Origin of the sequence: Bradyrhizobium sp. CCBAU 11386, from assembly GCF_028128955.1 — a bacterium.
In the GTDB taxonomy this organism is placed as follows: Bacteria; Pseudomonadota; Alphaproteobacteria; order Rhizobiales; family Xanthobacteraceae; genus Bradyrhizobium.
The window spans coordinates 104,966-123,710 of record NZ_LBKA01000027.1 but is presented as its reverse complement, the minus strand read 5'-3'; the positions used below and the strand labels follow the sequence as shown (position 1 = coordinate 123,710).

Annotated in this window: 17 protein-coding genes; 5 read left to right on the top strand and 12 right to left on the bottom strand. The window is 63.3% G+C overall.

All coding sequences use genetic code 11. The features are described from left to right. Positions 1 to 6,954, bottom strand: a 6,954-nt coding sequence (locus tag XI09_RS06920) for a DUF5801 repeats-in-toxin domain-containing protein (RefSeq protein WP_271566205.1), incomplete at its 3' end; no start/stop codon positions are given. 240 nt (positions 6,955 to 7,194) lie between these two features. Here XI09_RS06920 and XI09_RS06915 point away from each other — a divergent pair. The 3 genes from XI09_RS06915 (at position 7,195) to XI09_RS06905 (ending at position 8,453) form a co-directional block, all read left to right on the top strand. Next, positions 7,195 to 7,614: a hypothetical protein gene (locus XI09_RS06915; protein WP_271566204.1), complete on the top strand. Its 420-nt coding sequence runs from the start codon at positions 7,195 to 7,197 to the stop codon at positions 7,612 to 7,614. Positions 7,615 to 7,754: 140 nt separating this feature from the next. After that, complete coding sequence (locus XI09_RS06910; protein WP_271566203.1) at positions 7,755 to 7,967, top strand: helix-turn-helix domain-containing protein; 213 nt, start codon at positions 7,755 to 7,757, stop codon at positions 7,965 to 7,967. A 42-nt stretch (positions 7,968 to 8,009) separates the two neighbouring features. Further along, on the top strand, positions 8,010 to 8,453 hold the full coding sequence (locus tag XI09_RS06905) for a hypothetical protein (RefSeq protein WP_271566202.1): 444 nt from the start codon (positions 8,010 to 8,012) through the stop codon (positions 8,451 to 8,453). Positions 8,454 to 8,505: 52 nt separating this feature from the next. On the opposite strand, the gene XI09_RS06900 is transcribed toward XI09_RS06905, so the two are convergent. Further along, positions 8,506 to 8,763, bottom strand: a complete 258-nt coding sequence (locus XI09_RS06900; RefSeq protein ID WP_271566201.1) for a hypothetical protein — start codon at positions 8,761 to 8,763, stop codon at positions 8,506 to 8,508. 229 nt (positions 8,764 to 8,992) lie between these two features. Here XI09_RS06900 and XI09_RS06895 point away from each other — a divergent pair, with 229 nt between their 5' ends. Together XI09_RS06895 and XI09_RS06890 are read left to right on the top strand one after the other, a co-directional pair. Further along, on the top strand, positions 8,993 to 9,307 hold the full coding sequence (locus XI09_RS06895) for a hypothetical protein (RefSeq protein ID WP_271566200.1): 315 nt from the start codon (positions 8,993 to 8,995) through the stop codon (positions 9,305 to 9,307). An 82-nt stretch (positions 9,308 to 9,389) separates the two neighbouring features. Then, complete coding sequence (locus XI09_RS06890; protein ID WP_271566199.1) at positions 9,390 to 9,512, top strand: hypothetical protein; 123 nt, start codon at positions 9,390 to 9,392, stop codon at positions 9,510 to 9,512. Positions 9,513 to 9,527: 15 nt separating this feature from the next. On the opposite strand, the gene XI09_RS06885 is transcribed toward XI09_RS06890, so the two are convergent. The 10 genes from XI09_RS06885 to XI09_RS06840 all read right to left on the bottom strand — a co-directional run bounded on the left by XI09_RS06885 (position 9,528) and on the right by XI09_RS06840 (position 18,698). Continuing rightward, positions 9,528 to 10,541, bottom strand: a complete 1,014-nt coding sequence (locus XI09_RS06885; RefSeq protein ID WP_271566198.1) for a formate dehydrogenase subunit gamma — start codon at positions 10,539 to 10,541, stop codon at positions 9,528 to 9,530. Between the two features lie 43 nt (positions 10,542 to 10,584). Then, positions 10,585 to 11,181, bottom strand: a complete 597-nt coding sequence (fdh3B, locus tag XI09_RS06880) for a formate dehydrogenase FDH3 subunit beta (protein WP_011088224.1) — start codon at positions 11,179 to 11,181, stop codon at positions 10,585 to 10,587. A gap of 12 nt (positions 11,182 to 11,193) precedes the next feature. Then, positions 11,194 to 14,136: a formate dehydrogenase subunit alpha gene (locus XI09_RS06875; RefSeq protein WP_271566197.1), complete on the bottom strand. Its 2,943-nt coding sequence runs from the start codon at positions 14,134 to 14,136 to the stop codon at positions 11,194 to 11,196. 2 nt (positions 14,137 to 14,138) lie between these two features. Then, positions 14,139 to 14,357, bottom strand: coding sequence for a twin-arginine translocation signal domain-containing protein (locus tag XI09_RS06870; RefSeq protein ID WP_271566196.1), 219 nt, complete (start codon positions 14,355 to 14,357; stop codon positions 14,139 to 14,141). A 29-nt stretch (positions 14,358 to 14,386) separates the two neighbouring features. Further along, positions 14,387 to 15,166 (bottom strand): molecular chaperone TorD family protein, encoded by a 780-nt coding sequence (locus tag XI09_RS06865; protein WP_271566195.1) that lies wholly within the window; start codon positions 15,164 to 15,166, stop codon positions 14,387 to 14,389. A 131-nt stretch (positions 15,167 to 15,297) separates the two neighbouring features. Continuing rightward, positions 15,298 to 15,924, bottom strand: a complete 627-nt coding sequence (locus XI09_RS06860) for a DUF3306 domain-containing protein (protein ID WP_271566194.1) — start codon at positions 15,922 to 15,924, stop codon at positions 15,298 to 15,300. After that, the gene (locus XI09_RS06855) at positions 15,921 to 16,439 is read right to left on the bottom strand and encodes a DUF3305 domain-containing protein (RefSeq protein WP_271566193.1); all 519 of its coding nucleotides are present in this window, start codon (positions 16,437 to 16,439) and stop codon (positions 15,921 to 15,923) included. The genes XI09_RS06860 and XI09_RS06855 overlap by 4 nt, the downstream gene beginning before the upstream one ends. Continuing rightward, complete coding sequence (locus XI09_RS06850; protein ID WP_271566192.1) at positions 16,436 to 17,443, bottom strand: DUF6352 family protein; 1,008 nt, start codon at positions 17,441 to 17,443, stop codon at positions 16,436 to 16,438. Before XI09_RS06850 ends, XI09_RS06855 begins: the two co-directional genes overlap by 4 nt. Then, positions 17,440 to 17,979 carry a DUF6505 family protein gene (locus XI09_RS06845; protein WP_271566191.1) on the bottom strand — a complete coding sequence of 180 codons (540 nt, stop codon included), beginning with the start codon at positions 17,977 to 17,979 and terminating at the stop codon, positions 17,440 to 17,442. Before XI09_RS06845 ends, XI09_RS06850 begins: the two co-directional genes overlap by 4 nt. Further along, a complete protein-coding gene (locus tag XI09_RS06840; protein ID WP_333939041.1) occupies positions 17,976 to 18,698 on the bottom strand; it encodes a biotin/lipoate--protein ligase family protein in 723 nt (240 codons plus the stop codon). The genes XI09_RS06845 and XI09_RS06840 overlap by 4 nt, the downstream gene beginning before the upstream one ends. Positions 18,699 to 18,745: the final 47 nt, after the last annotated feature.

Here is an 18,745-nt window from a genome sequence, read left to right as displayed (position 1 = left end):
GGTCGCCGTTACCGGGTCGATGGTGTCCTTGATCGTGACCGTGGCGTGGCCGTAGGTTGAGTAATTCACCGCCTCGAAATTGCCGCCGGAGGTGCCGGTGATCGAGACCTGGGTCGCGTGGCCATCCAGATAGACGTCATCGCCCTGCGCGGGCTGCGGACCGGACGACGCAGTCAACTGACCTGCCGCAAAGGTGATGTTCACGCTATTGCTCAGCGTCACCGTGAACGGCGTCAGCGACGCATAGTCCATGTGCGCCGTGTAAACGAACGTCTGGTTCTCGAACGCCACGACATCGTGCAGCGTCACGAAGTTGGTGTTGATCGTGTCGTTGACCGTCACCGTCGCCGTGTCGGTCGTGTTCAGCGCTTCGTAATTGCCGCCGGTCGCACCGGTGACCGAGACGCTGTAGCTCTCGTGATCGACATAGGGATCGTCGCCCTGCACCGCGAACGGCGTCGAGGTGCCCGTGGTCTGACCGGCAAGGATCGTGATCGTCGCGCCGTTGCTCAAGGTCAGCACGAGGTTGCTGCCCTGCGGTGCATGGTCCACGCTGGCCGAAATCGTCGCCGTGCCGACGCCCTCGTTCACGGTGACGTCGTTCAACGTCACCGTGGTCGGATCGCTGTCGTCGGTGACCACGAACGACACCGTCGATGCCGAGGTATCGCCGTCGCCATCGGTCACGGTGTACGTGAAATTCGCCGGCCCGCCGGTTTTATAGACGTCATCGGGCTGAGCAACGAACTTGTAGGCACCGTCAGCGGTGACCTGGAGACTGCCATGGGCGATCGAGACGGCCTGAGAATACCCGTCGTTGCCAAATGACAGGGCCACGCCGTTGATCTGCGTGACGGTTGCGCCGTCGGCGCCCGGATCGAAATCCAGCTGACCCGTGACGGGAGCAGACCCCTCCGGGACATCCTGCGATGCCTCCGCAAATGCATGCGGACCGTCGTCCTGGAAATTGATGTGAAGCCCGGCGGGCGAAACGGCATGGGCGGTGTCGCCGTCACCGTCGGTCGCGGTGGCCGAGATGTACACGAGGCCGTTCGTGATCGAGACCTCGTCGTCGTACGCGGCAGGCGTCGAGCCATCGACATTGTGCGCGATCGCCGCAAACTGTGCGACCCACAGATGCCCGTCGGTGTCGACATAGAGCGCGAACACCTTCTCGCCGGTCTGGACGTTGTTGCTGTCGACGCCCCAGACGATGTTCGGATTGGTGGAATCCGTGAACAGGAAGATGTCGTGGTTGCCGACCGTGGTGTTCAGCCCGGAATCCTGGCCGGTGAATCCGCCACCGGTGGAATTCGTCAGCTGATAGGACACACCTCCGGCCGGGCCGGGTCCATCCGTGCCGAAATCAGGCGTCGTGAACAGGCTGGTGGCGGCGCCGGTCGACTCGGCGTAGCCGAGAACCGTACCGATCTGGGCGCCGGCAATGGCGGCCGTCAGCACGCTCGGGGCTATCGCAGGATTGACGTCGTTCTCCGGGTTCGGGCCGGATTGCGGATCAAATCCTGCGCTCTCGTCGTGAGTGACGGTGAGCGTGGCGGGAGCGCAGACGACGGACGAAATGCCGCTGACCGAGAACGGATGACCAACGTTCGTTTCTTGCGGATCGTTCGGGTCGACCGGAAGGGTCGGCGCGCCGTTCGGCGTGCTCGAGAAGGCGACGTTGTCGTAATTGGAAATGACGAGACGATTGAAATCGCTCGACGTGTCAACCGTGACGGTTGCCCCCTCGTTCAGGCCGACGATGACGACGCCGACAAGCGTGTTGCCGTCATAGACCGGAATCTTGGTGTAGCTGGCGTCGCCGGTGACGGTGACGTCGTTCAGCGTGATCGGCAGCGGGTTGCCATCATCGGTGAAGTCGGTGTTGTCGTTGGCGTTGAAGACCTGGACGAAAACCGTCGCCGTGTTGCTCGCACTGCCCTGGATCTGGTGGATCGTGAACGAGGGCGCATCAACCTCATAGTGCCCATTATAGGCGAAGGTATTGGCAGGGAACGTGACATTGTTGACGAAGTCGAGCCGCAGGATCTCCGCAGGCTGGTCGTTGCCTCCATGGACCTCATGGCCCTCGATCGACTGGTTGCCGACGCCGATATCGCTACCTGTCGTATTGATCGTGTTCGGGTTCGGGCCATTGCCCTGACCGATTCCGGACAACAGCACGTCCTGATCGCTCGGACCGTCGAGACCGCGTTCGTCGACATTCCCCGCCTTGATGCCGACATAGGCAAGCGGCGTATCGACGCACTCCTGCGAAGCGGAGATCGTCGGACCGGAATCGTCGATGGAGACGATCGAGTTGTTGCCGTCAATGAGAGTGGCAGTAGCGGATTTCGTGACATGATCACCATCGCCGTCAGTCACCGTCACAGTCAGCTTCACGCCGACGCTCTGGCCGGCGACCGCCGTCAGCAACGAGACCGACTCGTCGAACAGCGAGGGACTCTCGGGCAGCTGGGACCCGGCAGGCTCCGACGCGTCGTGATCAATCGGCAGGAATTGATCGACCACGAGCTGTGCCGTGGCCGGATCGGTCGAATTCAACGAGATGCGCAGCACGACGAAATCATCGCCCGTCGACGGCGTATCATGACCGACGCGGCCGACGATCTGACCGCCCTCGAGCGTCAGCCAGACGGTCCGATGCTCCTGTGACGTGCCTTCGAGCAGGCTACCAGCCAGCGCGGTCGCGACGAGATTGGTCTTGATGCCGCCCACTTCGGGCGCGCCCGTCAGGACAAGGCTCAGCGCGGACGTAACGGGGTTGACCAGAGCGGGACCATCGGCCCCGTAATCGATCACCGCATTCGTGAACAAGGGGGCCAGCAGCCCCGCGCCCGTCATCAGCTCGCCGATCTGAGCCGTCGAGGCCGCGTCCGTCGTGAACGTGACGGTGGCGTTGCCGGTGTCGTCGGCGATTCCGTTCGGCGTTCCGCCGCCCGATTCGCCCTCGCCGATGTTGTATTGATCCGGCAGCGATCCGTCATGGCCGATCGTCTCGTCCAGATTCAGCGCGAGCGCGACAAATTCCGGTGTGGTGACGTCGGTGCCGATCGTCAGCGCCGGACCGTCGTCGTTGAAGTGGATCCTGCTCGAGATATCCGCCGACGCGGACGCGGTGTCGCCATCGCCATCCTTGATCGTCACGACGGCCGAGATCGAGCCCGCGGCCAGCGAAACCTGATCGTTCGGATTGGACGTATCGGAGTGATGCAGCGAGAGATATTCGACCACCGAGACCTTGCCGGTGACCGGATCGATCGCGACCGCAAAGGCGGTCTTGCCGCTCAGTTCGGGATGAACATTGTCCTGGCCCACCGTGCCGATCACCCGGCCGGCAAGATCCAGCGACAGGGTGATCTCCGTTCCGTCCGTCAAGGTCACCCCGGACGTGGACGATTTCAGCTCGAGCGAATAGGTGATCGCCGCAGTCGGATCGGGGCCGTCGACGCCGAAATACGGCAGGATCGACAGCGCCGCTCCACTGCTTGTCGCAGAGGCGAGCGGCGATCCGGGCTCATCCGGATCAACGCCGGGATTCTGCACGCCCGCAAAGATCGCCAGCGGGCCGTCGACGTCGTTGGCCTGGTTGCCCGGGTTCTCGTCCGCCGTCACCCCGAAATTGCGAGACACCGTCGCCGCCACCAGCGGGCCGTCGTCCTCGAACTGGATATCACCGCCAATGTTGGCGGACGCCGACGCGTGGTCGCCGTCGCCGTCGGTGACCGTCACGGTCGCCTTGACCTGGCCGAGGGCGTTTGCCAGCGAGACCGCCTCATCGATATCGCCGTCGATATCGGCGCTGTCATGGTGAAGCGAAACATACTGGACGACCGACACCTTGCCGCTCACCGGGTCGATCGCAATCGCAAACGCGGCCGGATCGTTGGTGCCCGTCACGTCATTGCCGGGATCGCCCCCGTCGTAACGGCCAACGATCAGCCCGTTCTCGAGGAACAGGAAGATCTCCTTCCCTTCCGTCGTGGTGAGCATCGCATCGACCGGGCCGGTCGTGCTCTGGCCCTGCGCGTCGGTCAGCGTCAGCGAGAAGACCTGGGCGCCCGTCTTGGCCGCGCCGTCGGTGCCGTAGTCCACATTGTCGATGGTGAGCGCGGCGACGTTGCTCTGCGCGTACCCGATGGGAAGACCGAAGAGGCCCTGCGGGTCGTGTCCGGGATTGATGACGCCGCTGAAAACGGGCGTGAACAGAATGTCATTGTCGTCGCCGAACGGCGGGCTCTGCAACAGCAGGGTCTCGTCGTGGACGACGGCAAATCCTTCCGTCTCCGATACCGTTACCGTCGGACCATCGTCGTCGAACGCGATGAACGATCTCTCGTTGCCGATCAGGGTGACCTGGGCCGACGAGCTGGTCTGGTCGCCATCCCCGTCCGTGGCAGTGGTCGTGAGCTCGAGGTTGAGCGTTCCGTTTCCAACGAGATGCAGGATCGTCTGCTCGTCGAACTGCGACGGATTCTCGGAGCCACCATGGTCGATCGGAAGGAACTGATCGACCGTGATCGTCGCCCCGGAGGGATCGGTGGCGTCGTCAAGGGTGATGCGGAAGGCAACGTATTCATGCTCGGCCGCACCGTCACCGACGATCCGCCCTTCGAGCGTATTGTCGTCGACCTGAACCAGCACGATGGCGCGCTGCGCCGCGGTGAGGTTCTCGAGCGGCGTGCCGACCAGCGCGGTCGCAGTCAGGGTCGTGTCGACCGTTTCACCGGAAAGCACCAGCTTGAGGACGTTGCTGATGCCGCCCTTGGCGCCAGGACCGTCCGTTCCGAAGTCGACAATGGCTGTGTCAAACAGCTCCGCAAGTGCACCCGCGGTGGTCGACAGCTCGCCGATCGCCTGCCCCTGCGTCGGGTGGATCGCGACGGTAACGGTGGTGGCCTTATCATCAGCGGTGCCGTTCGACGGCCCGAAGCCGGATTCGGTCTCGCTCCCGTTGTAGCGATCGCTGAGCTGGCTGTCTCCCTGACCGATCGTCTCGTCGAGGTTGAGCAGGCCAACGTTGGCCGGATGTTCGCCCTCCTCCCGCGTGATCGTCGGACCGTCGTCGTCGAATGCGATGAACGAATTCTCGCTGCCGATCAGGTTGACCTGAACCGTCGAGCTGGCCTGGTCGCCATCACCGTCGGTGACTGTCGTCGTGAGTTGCAGGCCGAGCGTATCGGTCCCGGTAAGGTGGAGGAGGATCTGCTCGTCAAACACCGACGGGTCTTCCGAGCCGCCGTGATCGATCGCAAGGAATTGGTCGACCGTGATATGCGCGGTCGCAGGATCGCTGGCGTTCACCAGCGAGATGCGGAAGGCGACGTATTCGTCGCCATTATTGGCAACGCCGTCCCCGACGATCCGGCCCTCGATCGTGGTGTCGTTGACCTGAACCAGGACGATCGATCGCGCGGCTGCGTCGAGGCCCGCGAGCGAAGTGCCGGCAAGCGCCGTCGCGGTCAGATTCGTGCCGACCGTCTCACTCGAGAGCACCAGCTTGAGGACGTTGGTGACGCCACCGTCCGGGCCGGGACCATCGGTCCCGAAGTCGACGAGCGCCGCCGGGAAGAGATTGGCAAGTCCGCCCGCAGGCGTCGACAATTCGCCGATCGCCTGGCCCTGCGTCGGCGCGGTGGACACCGTGATGGTCGTCACTCCGGTGTCGTCCAGAGTGCCGTTCGGCGTGACGCCGTTCGATTCAGTCTCGCCGGTGTTGTAACGATCGACCAGCGGGCTGTCTTCGTGACCAATGGTCTCGTCGAGATTCAGCAGGCCGATGGAAGGCAGTTCGCTGCCCTCGCCGCGCGTGACCGTCGGACCATCGTCGAGAAATGACACGCCGAGCGAACCGGTCGACACCGCAGTCGCCGTGTTGCCGGTGCCGTCGGTCACCGTCTGCTGCACGAAAACCACGTCGCCAAGCTGCGCGCCTTCGCTCGTGTCGGGCTCGGACGCGGTGCCGTGCTTGATGGCTTCATACTGGGCCACGTCAAGCTTCAGCGTCGCCGGATCGAGGTAGAGCTGGAAGGCGACTGCACCGTTCGGATCGGCCACGCCGCCAGCGCCCTCACGTCCGACGACCAGATTGCCCTCGGTGAACAGGAAGATTTCATTGCCGGTGACCGTGGCCTGCAGACCGGAATCGACGCCGGCGAACGCCGCGCCGGTAGAGGTCGTCAGCGCATAGACGACCGTTCCGGTCCCGCCGCTGCCGAAACTGGCGCTCGACGACGCGATCTCCGAAACGGCGCTTTGGGCCCATCCGATCAGTCCGACGGCAGAGAAGACTGCGGGCAGACCAGCATTGGGCTGATCGTTCGCGCCGTTCAGAATCTGGACGTCGACGGTTTCATCGTGGATGACGATCGTACCCGAGAGCGTAAAGGCTGCGCTCGGCGGAGTCGTTGCGGGCAGTCCGGCGAACGTCTCCGGATTGAGGACGAAATTGCCGAGTTGTTCCTGCCCGAGCAGGTCCAACGGATTGCCGGCGTTCAAGGTATCGACCGCAGCATTGGAGAAATTGGCGCCGCTGCCCTGGGCATTGCCGTTGCCATCACCGGCCGCAGGCAGCACGGACTGGTCGGTGGTGATGGGGAAGAGGCTCGCGAATTCCTGCACGTTGACGTCGCGCCCGGGCGCCAGCTCGATGGAGAGCAGGTGCTGATCGTCGTGACGGGAATCGAAGACCGGATCGACCGTGATCGTCGACTTGTTGTCGAACAGAATGATCAGCTTCTCGCCGACATGGACGAGCGTGATCTTTTCGTTGGCAATCGCCGAGAAATCGAGCTTGACCTTCTGGTCAAATCCGAGATGTACGACCACCGCCTGATCTGTTAGCGGCTTTGCCAGCGTGAAAGTTCGGACTGGAGTTGCGTTGGTCGGAATAGCCGTGCCGGTAGCCTGCGCTACCTGAAATTGTGCGTTCATAATCTACCCCTGCCAAAACACTGTGCAGTTCAAATCAAGTCTGTAGAAAGCAATTCGAAAAATTTCGCTATTAAGCTATTGTTAACCGAGGCGGGGGTCAACGAAATCAACTAGTTAACGAAGGGTTTTTGGTGCGCCGTGGTAAATTGGCTAATCGGTACACAGGGCGCCGAAAAAGCATTTAAATTGAGCATCTTGCAACGAATCGACCGGGAAAACGCGGCAAGCGGGAGACCACCAATGAGGGTATTATTGTCCGCGGCCATCGCAACGTTGTCTGGGTTCGTCGCACCAGCCTTGGCCGAGGACGCGTTGTCTCCCGTCGAACGAACGGTCAAATCCGCCCCCAATAAGGACACGCGAGTCGGCGTCTTCATCAACGTGCTACCCGATTGCACGTCGGGTCCCCTGCCGACGATCCGCCTGGTCAATGCGCCCGCATCCGGGAAGGTGACGGTCAAGTCGGCGAAGGTGAAAGCCACGAACTACAAGTCATGCCTCGCGCTGGAAGTGCCGGCCTATGTCGCGTTCTACAAGTCGCAGCCCGACTTCATCGGCGACGACGTTCTGACGATCGAGGTCAAATATGCCGGCGGCCGGACGGAAATTCAGAAGATCACGGTCAACGTTGTAGGCCCCGGAGCGCAGCAGAAGATCTAGGCACGCAGCCTCTTCACCGGGGCCTATGGGAGCGTTCATCACCTGATGTAACGCCGTTCGGCGGCGGAGCGATGGTCAGGTTGACCGATGCCGTGTTCGAGCCCAGCAAGCCATCGTTGTCATGATAAGTGAAACTGTCGGTGCTAAAGCGCATCCGCCTCGTTCATGCCTACGACATGCTGGCAGAGGCCGGTTCGCGGACGACCGTCACCAAGGTCTGCGCGAAATGCGGCTTTGGCAATCTCGGTCATTTTGCGCGCGACTATCGCAGCGAGTTCGGCGAATTGCCCTCCGACACGCTGCTACGGGCCAAGATGCACCACCGCGCCCTGTCACGGGAAAGCAACAGATGAGCACCAAGCTCGCCCCGACGGCATCGTGGAAGACACTGCGGTTTGACGCTGTTGGTGATTTTTGCTCTGTTAGCCGGTGATTTTAAGAACCCATTGGGGGCAACGATGCGCAATTTGAGGGCCAAGGGTCTCGCGGCAGCCATTGTCATGGGAGGCGGCTTGGCCGGCAATCCCGGCGCGGCCACCGCCGCCGACATGGCGCTGCGGGCTTCACCGAGCGCGATCGGCAGCTGCTCGGAACTCGTCTTCAGCTGCGAAAACGGCAGGCAATACCCCCTGTGCCCGATCGCGGTGTCCATTGCCGGTGAGGTTGTGACGGCATCGCTGCATACGGGCCACTCCGGCGGCGTGCGTGTGCGCCTGGTCCCGATGGGAGTCGGATATCGCTATGCCGGTCCCGGCGTCTGGGTCGACGGCTTCCGCGGCAATGCCTTGCTCAATTTCGGCAAGCACAGCCAGATCGCCTGCACGATCGAGAACTACTGATCGATAGGACCGAGCGGCGCCTCCGCAAGGCGCCGCGCATCGGCCCCGCCCGTCACCCCTTCGCGCGAACGACCACCGCCCGCGCTCGCGGGTACATGTAAGCCTTGGGACGAACGTAGACCGGACAATAGTTGTCCCACTGATATTGCTGCCAATTCCATTTCCAGCAGCCGGCCGCGATCTCGGGATCGGGATACCAGTTCAGGCGATACGGTTCATCGCCGAAAGGGTACGGCCTCACCTGAGCGCTGGCGGGCGATGCATACAAACAGACGGCAGTTGCGATCGCAACAAGACATGACTTGTACATGACTTTCTCCGAATATGTCGGCATAGTGTCAAACCGACAGGTCGGGATCAAGCTTGGAAACCTCGGTCGTCCCGGCACTCCCCTCCTCGGCCGGCGGCCAGCCACGAGACCATCCGCCTGGTGCCCGGGCCTCTTTTGGAAGTTGTTGACCGGACGCGCCGATCGCGAGCGTTCAGAGCATTGCATTCGAAGTGATTTACCCGCCAGCCCTACGACACAAGCATTGTTCATGAAACAATCTATTTCCCTCAATGCGAAGCTTCGGTGGCCGGACGTCAAGGACCACTACGTCGTCATCTATGAGGGGCATGTGATCGGCAACGTCCATCGGTCCGGAGACAGCTGGTCCTGGTCGATCAGCGTCCCCATGGGCTTGCCTGATTGGTCGGTCGGGAACGCTTCCAGTCTGCACGAAGGCATCAAGACACTTGGTAACGCCTGGGCCGGCATATTGAAGTCGACAAGCGCCGAGCGTCTGCAGCGGGCGTGGGATCTGGAACGAGCTGCGGAGAGCCGAAACGCCGGCTTCGCATCCAGCATCTAGCTGCGGCCCGCATCGACCTGCCCAAGCGCAGCGTTTATTCGCGGCCAGAAGTCCTGTATAACGCTCGCGAGGAGAGATCGCGATGAAGGCTTTCATCCTTGCCTGTGTTGCGACGATCGTAATCACGGTGGCTGGAGTTGCCGTGCTCGACAGCGTACAGCAACCCGTCGCAGAAGCCTTTGCGACGACGGGCGTGCGTCTTTAGGCAATGCTCCGAGCTCTATTCGGCTGCGGACGCAGCATGGCGCGGCCGCGGCTGAGAATCGTTCGGGCCGCTCCTTGCCAACTCCTGGTCGAGCCACAGGCTATGGTGCTCGCGCGCCCAGTTGACATCCACTTCACCTGATCCCATCGCCTCGAAAGCCCCCTCCATCCCGATTGTGCCGATGTAGATGTGAGCGAGCATCGCGGCGATAAACAGCACGGCCACGACGGAGTGAACGATCTGGGCAATCTGCATGCCCTCGATTCCCGTCGCGTAGAATGGGAACATGAGCTGATACCCGGTCGCGGCGACGAGGCCACCGCCGATCACAACAATCCAGTAGATCCCCTTTTGCCCCGCGTTGAAGCGGCGAGCCGGCGGATGATCGTGACCGATCAGGCCGCCTCCGCGCTTGATCCACTCCAGATCCACCTTGTCGGGGAAATTGCCGCCGATCCACATCAGAAAGATCAGCACGACGCCAATCGTGAAGGGAAAGCTCAGGTAATTGTGCGCGAATTTCGCCCATTGCGACCATTCAGAGAAGGCGTCAAATCCGATCAGCGGAAGCAGCAGCGGCCGCCCGAACGTGATGTTCAGTCCCGAGATCGCCAGGATCACGAAGCATGTCGCGGTCATCCAGTGCACGAAGCGCTCAAAGGTGTTGAACCGTACGATGGTGCGGCCGGATCGACCGCTTTCGAGGCGGATCATGCCGCGTGTCAAATAGAAGATCACCAGCACCGCCAGCATGCCGAGCACAGCAACGCCGCCGATCCACCGCAGCACAACGTTGCGGAATTCGCGCCACTCGCGGCCAGCAGGTTGTATCAGCACGCTGGAGCGCTGGTCGGGGATGCTGACGCGTCCCTGGATCCGATCCATCTCCTGCAGCAACTGGCGCTCGTTGACCGAACTCGCCGTCGGATTGATCTGCTGGGCCAGCGACGGTGCCGGAGCTGCCATGATCAACAGAAGCAACGCCCACGCGCCGATGGCTGGTCGAATGAACCTTGCAAATGAGGACATGGACTCCTCCCCGGCATTTGTGCCGCGTCGCCCGCGGCCTGCTTCAGGACTCGATCGTCTCGCGATAGGCGGTCTTCCAGCCCCAGGCTCCTGAGCCGTAGCCGCGCTTCAGCACGCGCTCCTTATAGATCTGGGCGATGATCTCGCCGTCGCCGGCGAGCAGCGACTTGGTCGAGCACATCTCGGCACACAGCGGCAGCTTGCCCTCGGCCAGGCGGTTCGCACCGTATTTCTCGTATTCCTCCTTGCTGCCATCGGCCTCGGGGCCGCCGGCGCAATAGGTACATTTGTCCATTTTTCCGCGCGAGCCGAAATTGCCGACCTTCGGATATTGCGGCGCGCCAAACGGACAGGCGTAGAAGCAGTAGCCGCAGCCGATGCAGAGATCCTTGGAGTGCAGGACCACGCCATCGGCGGTGGTATAGAAACAGTTCACCGGGCACACTGCCGCGCACGGCGCATCCGTGCAGTGCATGCAAGCCATCGAGACCGATCGTTCGCCCGGCTTGCCATCGGCGATGGTGACGACCCTGCGGCGGTTGATGCCCCAGGGGACCTCGTGCTCGTTCTTGCAGGCCGTGACGCAGGCGTTGCACTCGATGCAACGGTCGGCGTCGCAGAGAAACTTCATACGTGCCATCGTCGTTGCTCCTTATGCCGCCGCGATCTGGCAGAGAGTGACCTTGGCCTCCTGCATATTCGTCGCGGGATCGTATCCGTAGGTGGTGATCGTGTTGGCGCTTTCACCGAGCACGATCGGGTCGGTGCCCTTCGGGTAGTTGCCGCGTAGATCCTTGCCCGCAAGCCAGCCACCGAAGTGGAAGGGCATCCAGGCGACCCCCTTGCCGACGCGCTCGGTGACGAGCGCCTTCATCCTCGCCCGGGAATTGTTCTCGGCACCCGTGACCCAGACCCAGCCGCCGTCCTTGACGCCGCGCTCGGCGGCGTCGGCAGGATTGATCTCGATGAACATGTCCTGCTGCAATTCGGCGAGCCACGGGTTGGTCCGGGTCTCCTCGCCGCCGCCCTCATATTCGACCAGGCGGCCGGACGACAGGATGAGCGGGAACTGTTTTGCAATTCCCTTCTCCACCGCAGCCTTCTGCACGGAGAAGCCGATATTGGGCATCCGGAACTGCTTGGCGTCGGGCAGCGTCGGGTATTTGGCGACGAGATCGACGCGCGGCGTGTAGATCGGCTCGCGGTGAACCGGGATGGGATCGGGCAAGCCGAAGGCATTCATGCGCGCCTTGCCGTTGCCATAGGGAACGCAGCCATGCGCCAGCGCGACGCGCTGGATGCCGCCCGACAGGTCGAGCGACCACGACACCGCGTCCGGAGTGGCGGGGTTGACCTTGTTGATCACGGCCATTTCCGCTTCGGTGAGCTCGGTGTCCCAGCCGAGCTTCTTCAAGCTCGCGAGCGTGAATTCCGGATAGCCGTCCTGGATTCCCGACCCCAGCGAGTATGAGCCGTCCGCGAGCAGGCTCACCTTGCGCGTCGTGCCGTCCGGCAGCTTCTCCTCGCGCTCGATGCCGAACCGCGGCCGGAACGTGCCGCCGCCATCCATCACATGCAGATTGGTATTGTAGAGCAGCGGCGTTCCGGGATGCTTGACCTCCGGTGATCCCCAGCATGGCCAGGGCAGGCCGTAATAGTCGCCGCCGACCTCGGGATCGTCCTTCGGCGCGCGCATGGTCAGCATGTCGAACTTCGCCTGGTTCTTCATGTGCGCCTTGAGGCGCTCGGGCGATTGCCCGCAATAGCCGGTCGACCAGCTGCCGCGGTTCATCTCGCGAAGGACATCCTCTGCTTCAGGAAGATTGTTCTCGACCTTGATCTTCTTGAACATTTGGTCGGCGAAGCCGAACTTCTTAGCCAGGCGGTAGATGATTTCGAGATCATCCTTCGACTCGAACACCGGCTTCACGATCTGCTCGCCCCATTGCAGCGAGCGGTTGGAGGCAACCCGCGAGCCCTTGCACTCAAATTGAGTGGCGACCGGGAGAATGTAGACGCCATCCTTGCGCCCCGCCTCGACTGCGAGCGAGGCCCAGGTCGTCGGATGCGGATCGGCGATGACGAGCAGCTCCAGCGCCTTCAGGCCATTGAGGGATTCAGGGATACGGGTGATGCTGTTGGAGGCGTGTCCCTGCACGAACACCGCCTTCACACTGTCCTTCTGCGCGACCTGATCCTTCGGCAGCGTCACCGCCTCGAACCAGCGGGTCAGCGGAATGCCGGGGGTTTCCATGATCTGCTTGGAATCGAACCGCGACTTCAGGAAGTCATAGTCGACCTCCCAAACCCGCGACCAATGCTTCCAGGCGCCCTCGGCGAGGCCGTAGTAGAACGGCAACGTGACGATATCGAGCCCGACGTCGGTCGCGCCCTGCACGTTGTCATGGCCGCGGAAGATGTTGGCTCCCATGCCCGCGCCGCCGACATTGCCGGTCATCAGCAGCAGAATGCAACTGGCACGCACGTTGGCGGTGCCGACGGTCTTCTGGGTCTGCCCCATGGCCCAGATCAGCGTGGCCGGCTTTTCGGTGGCAAACATCTTGGCGACGCGCTTGAGCTGCTCGCCGGGAATGCCGGTGACGCGCTCGACTTCTTCCGGATTCCACTTTTCAACTTCCTTGCGGAGATCGTCGAATCCGTAGACCCGTTGCCGGATGAACTCCTTGTCCTCCCAGCCGTTCTGGAGGATGTGCCACATCATGCCGTAAAGCACGGGGATGTCGGTGCCCGGCCGCATCCGCACATATTCCGTCGCGTGCGCGGCGGTACGCGTCAGGCGCGGGTCGATGACGACGAAGTTGGCCTTTTGCAGTTCCTTGCCCTCGAGCAGGTGCTGCAGCGAGACCGGATGCGCCTCCGCCGGATTGCCGCCCAGGATGACCTGGGTCTTCGCATTGCGGATATCATTGTAGCTGTTGGTCATCGCGCCGTAGCCCCAGGTGTTGGCGACGCCGGTGACGGTGGTCGAATGGCAGATGCGGGCCTGGTGATCGGTGTTGTTGGTTCCCCAGAATGCGCCAAGCTTGCGGAACAGGTAGGCGCCTTCATTGGTCATCTTGGCCGAGCCAAGCCAATAGACGGAATCGGGGCCCGACTTCTCACGTACGGCTTGAAGTTTGTCGCCGATCTCGTTGATTGCGGTATCCCAGGACACGCGGGTCCACTGCCCTCCGACGAGCTTCATCGGATAGCGCAGCCGTCGCTCGCTGTGCACGAGCTCGCGCACGGATGCGCCCTTGGCACAATGCGAGCCGCGATTGATCGGAGAATCCCAGCTCGGTTCCTGGCCGATCCATACCCCGTTCAGGACCTCGGCCGTCACCGTGCACCCAACCGAGCAATGCGTGCAGATGCTCTTGCGGACGCTCGCACCTGCGGTGAGCGGACCGGCCATCGCCGCCTCCGCCTTGCGCACGCCGCCGACCGGCAGCGTGCCGAGCGCGGCGAGCGCGCCACCGGCGAGACCGGATTTGCGCAAGAAGCTGCGGCGGTCGAGACCACCGGCCTGCCCCGCAAGGGACTCGGCAACGGAACCATGGCGGAGGGAACGCTGGTTTGCTCGCTTGATCAGCACGGTCAACCTCCCTTGGCCGGATAACGATTGACGCGATAGAAGGCCTTGACGTGATCGGTTTCCTTGTAGCGCGCCTTGCGCTTCTCATCGTTGGTTTCGCTATCAGCCTGCGCGGACCCGACCAGCGGTGTCGCGAGCGTCGCGCCGGCGCCCACCGTGCCGGCGCCGACCTTGCGCAGGAAATCGCGGCGCCCGACTTTGGCTTTCCTGTCTTCACTCATCGCATCTCTCCTGGACCCGCCGGTGCAGGTCAGTTGGCGAACGTGAATGCCTCCGTCTCGATCTCGATAAAGGCGCGACCAAGCGCGCCGACCGCACGATAGAAGACGGCGCTCTGCGCGCCCTCGATGTCGGCGAACAGCCGCCCTATCCAGGGCCCGACGTGTTTGTCAAAGAATGCGCGCTGCGCCTCGAACGACGCAGGGAAGCGGCCTCCCGCGAAACCTGCCATGATCTCGCACAGGATGGCGGCGTGATCTTCCGGCTCCGAATTATTCGCGGCGCGCTCGATCCCGGACGCGGCGAGATCGGCGCGCAGGCGCGACAGCGGCCGCTCGTTGAGAAATCCCGTCAGATAGTAGGAGGCATAGGGCAAGAGCTCGCCGCGGCCGAGACCGACGAACAGATCGAAATATTCGCGTTCGGCCTGCGCTGCGTCTGCATTGGCGGCGGCCGCGGCCAGCTCAGCATGCGCGCGCCCGAGTGGCGTCGCATCACCGGTCAATGCGGCCAGTTGATCGAGCAGCCTTCTTGACGGTGCTGCGGACAAGAGCGTCGCGAGCAGCAGATATTCCTGCGCACGCGCCGCATCGACGGGTTCAATCAGCCCCTCGGACAGAAGCGGCTCGCCGTACAGATCAGGCCGCAAGTCTTTGCGCGATACGCCGGTAGCCGCTTCGACCGCAATCACCCGTTGTACGGGCACCTGGTTCCAGTTCGAAACGGAGGGTTGGCTGATGCCGATTTTGCGCGCAAGCCCAGCAACGCCGCCAGCGGCGTAAATGGCTCGCTCAAGGCCATCATCACGCACGTGGACCTCCCATCCAAGTCCCAGGTGCTGATTTTGCTTTTGCTACAAAGCGCTAGGCGAAGCGTAGTCCCGGCCCAACGGAGGGTCAATCGCCTCCCATAGTCCGAGGCTATGGCCTTTCGTCGGGGGCCCTAGCGGGGCAACGCGCCGCCATGCGTGCGGCGAGGAATCGACAGTTGTTCGCTTCCAGTGTTTTCGGCGACTGTTAGTTGCGTTGCAGCAGGAACAGGTGCGGGCTCGGTGGGCGCAGCTTCTTCGGCGACGATCTCGACATTCGGTCTCTCGACCTGGCGCAATTCCCGCGAAGAATCCGTGACTTCAACCGGAGTCTCAGACAGCGTCTCGGCTGACTTGCCAAGGCCGCCGACGATTCTGTCCACGAACGCGGCCAGCTCTGCTTCCGAACAATCCAGCGGACCAAAGCCCGGCATCGCGGTCGGATCGTTGAAGTCCCACGCGCTTTCCGCAAGCCCCACGAAGTCGCGAATGGCGGGATCAGCGCTCCAGGCGCGACGAAGCGCCGCACGCGTCAGCTCCTGCGGAATCCCTTTGCGCAGGAACGCCTTGATGTCGGTCGCTGACGTGATCAAGTCGATCGAAGGCAGGCTCGAGAGGTCGAACTCCGCTTCGTCGTCCTTCGCGGCGGGCGGCAGTGCCGGCTGCGTGTCATCACGCATTGCCGGATCCGATTGCGTCGGGTTCGCCTTTGCCTCCTGCTTGCGACGGGACCAGCGCGCCAGGAACCTATCCTCACTCATTCGTGTCCGCCTTCATGCTGCCGGCGCGCCAGCGCCTCCGGATCGGCCTGCCGCCGCTTGCGTTTGAAGAACTCCCGTTCGACGTGGTGCTCGGCAACGAAGCTTTCAATCTGCTCACGCAGCACTTCCGGCATGGGGACGGCCTCGACCAGATTCGCACCGGCCTCCGTGAACGCCTCGCCTTCCGCAGGATCGGCGGTGGCGGCAGTCACCGAATAGGGCCAGGAGCCTTCCGCAGGCGACAACACTGTCCAGATGCTCGGACGACCCGTAGCAAGATTGTCGCGATAGCGCGCCGTCTCGGAACTGTAGAGATCGACCGTAGCGCTGCCGGCATAGAACAGCGTCGTCCCACCGCCCTCGTCACGGAGCGCCGTCCAGGACTTCGTGTCCGGCTCGTCCGGCAGCACGGCGACAGCGCGCCAGACAAAGTCGGTCCACGGCGAGTCCGCCTTGTACCGCCCGACCACGATACCGACAGGGATACGCACAAGCGGCAGCGCAGCCGGGCTCATGTCACCCTCTCCAGGTGTTTGATCGGCAGCCCCGTCAGCAAATTCTGCGGCTTCATCCGGAGCTTCTGATCGGAGTTCATCGACAGGAAGAGATAGACCGGCTCGCCCTGCATCTCGTCTGCGGCCGCACTCGGGTCTGCAAACGTCAGGCGGAACAATGAGAGCACGCGGCCGGCGCTGCGGTCGTCGAGTTGCTCGCCATGCCAGAGACGGTCGCCGAGCCTGGTCGCATCGGCGTCGAGCCCAACATACCAGGTGAGCCGCGCATCACGCAGTTCGCGCAGCGGCTCAATGCAGACGTCGATCCCGAGCAGATGGGAGATCCAGCGCGCCATCGCCTGCGCCAGCGCCCTCGGCCCGCGCCCGCCCGCGGTGAGATCGAAAGCCATGTCGAAATGGTCGCTTCGGTGCCAATAGTCGTCGGCGTTGCCCTCGCTCAAGACGTCCAGCTCGGCATCGGTCACGGCCCCCAGCATAGACATCAGCGAGAGCACCGGGGTCGGGCTCTGCCCGCCGACGACCTCCTCATCGCCGAGCAGCAAGGCCCGTTCTTGCGGCAGGATGCGCTGTGGGCGGAAGAACAGCTCGGCGGCGCGCAGCACGAACGGGTCATCGCAGCCATCCAGCGCATTGCGCAGGATGACATGCACGAGTTGATTGACGAACAGCGGCGGCAATCTGTTTCCCCCCGACCGGACGGTTGCAAGATAGGCGGCCTCCAGGGTCGAATGCCGCACCAGGAGATCGCGAACGGCAAGCACGAGCCGCCAGTTCTCCCGGGCATCCGCATCGACAATCGCTGCGATCTCGTCCGCACTGACCGCCCGGCGGGGAGCGGCAAGCAGCTCGCGGTGCAGCCGCCGCTCGACCGGGCAGGCTTCGTCCGGCGGAACCAGCTCGGGCCGGACGAAATAGACCTTCAGGAATTCGTCGGTGACGCGAAGCCCGCCGCCTGCCTCGCGATCGAGCAGATGGTGGCCGCATGTGATCCAGAAATCATTCATCGATGCTGCGGCTCCTGGCTCATATCGGCAAGCCTGACATTGCTGTCGGGTTCGACATCATCCTCGGCTTCCATGAACGAGAACGCCTTGCCGTGCCCCTGCCCTTGCCGCAGCTGCAGCCTGCGGAACGTCTCGCGGACTTCGCCGTCGCTCACCGAGCGGTGGACGGCAATGAGCGAACTGATCGGATGCGTGCAGAGCGACCGCACGAAGGCGACCTCCTCTTCGGCGGCCGTCCGCGCAGTTGCCGGATCCGGCGCGCCGAAACGATCGACGAGTTGCCCGGCGAGGAGCTCGATCAGCGCCCGGCAATCGCTCTCCGTTGCCGGCACAATCTGCACCAGCGTCGACCAGCCCCAGGACTGCACCCCGAGGAAGCCGCTGCGGAACGCCGCGCGCGCCTTGCCGCTCAACGTCGCCGGATCCTGGTCGCAGAAGCGGAACGCGCCGGAGACGGCCCAATCGCCGGGCTCTGCCGCCGCATCGAACACGAAAGTGTCGGAGGGATCGAGCGCGATGGTGCGGAGCAGTTTCACAGTCGTGGTCCTCCGAGCTTCGGATCGAGCCAGGATGGCTTGGCGAGCGCCTTGACGAGCTCGCTCCGCTCGACCGTGCCGGTACCGACGTGGCGCGTGAGGAGATCGCCGCTCTCGTCGATCCTCAGGACAGTTCGCCGCTCACGGGGAACCCGGCTGAGATAATCGCGTGCGACGCTGTCAAAGCCATCGACCTGCCAACGATCGATCACCCGCATCAGGTGCCGTGCAAAACTCTCGGTCACCTGCACGGCGCCCGCTTCGCCGAAGCCCTCCTCGTCCAGCGCGGACGCGAGAGGATGAACGCCGGGCCCCTGATCGGCCATTGCGACCGTCCGGATCATGGCGCCAAACACCAGCCATGCGGGCGGTTCATTCTCGCGCGCGGACGATGGCCACCCCATCCGCCCCCCGCCGACCAGCCCGCCGTCGATCTCGACGGAGCCGGGCCAGCGGATCGCAACCGTCTTGTTGGGCGGCGCATAGGCGCGAAGAGCGTCGGTGAGCGCGACCATGCCGGCGTAGAAGGCGCGCCGCGCGGTGCTCAAGAGTTCGCCTGGCTCGAGCACCACGGCGAATTCGGCAAGATCGAACCGCCCGACGCACACCAGCGTGCCGGCGCCGCGCTTGGGTGCAATGCCGCAGGCGTGGGCAAAGGCGTCTCCGCTCTCACGCAACCGGACCAGCGTGAAGGGCGGCGGCAGTTGGATCGGTTCCACCAGGGAAACGTGGCTGGTTGGGGTCGACCGCAAGGCCGTCTCCACTT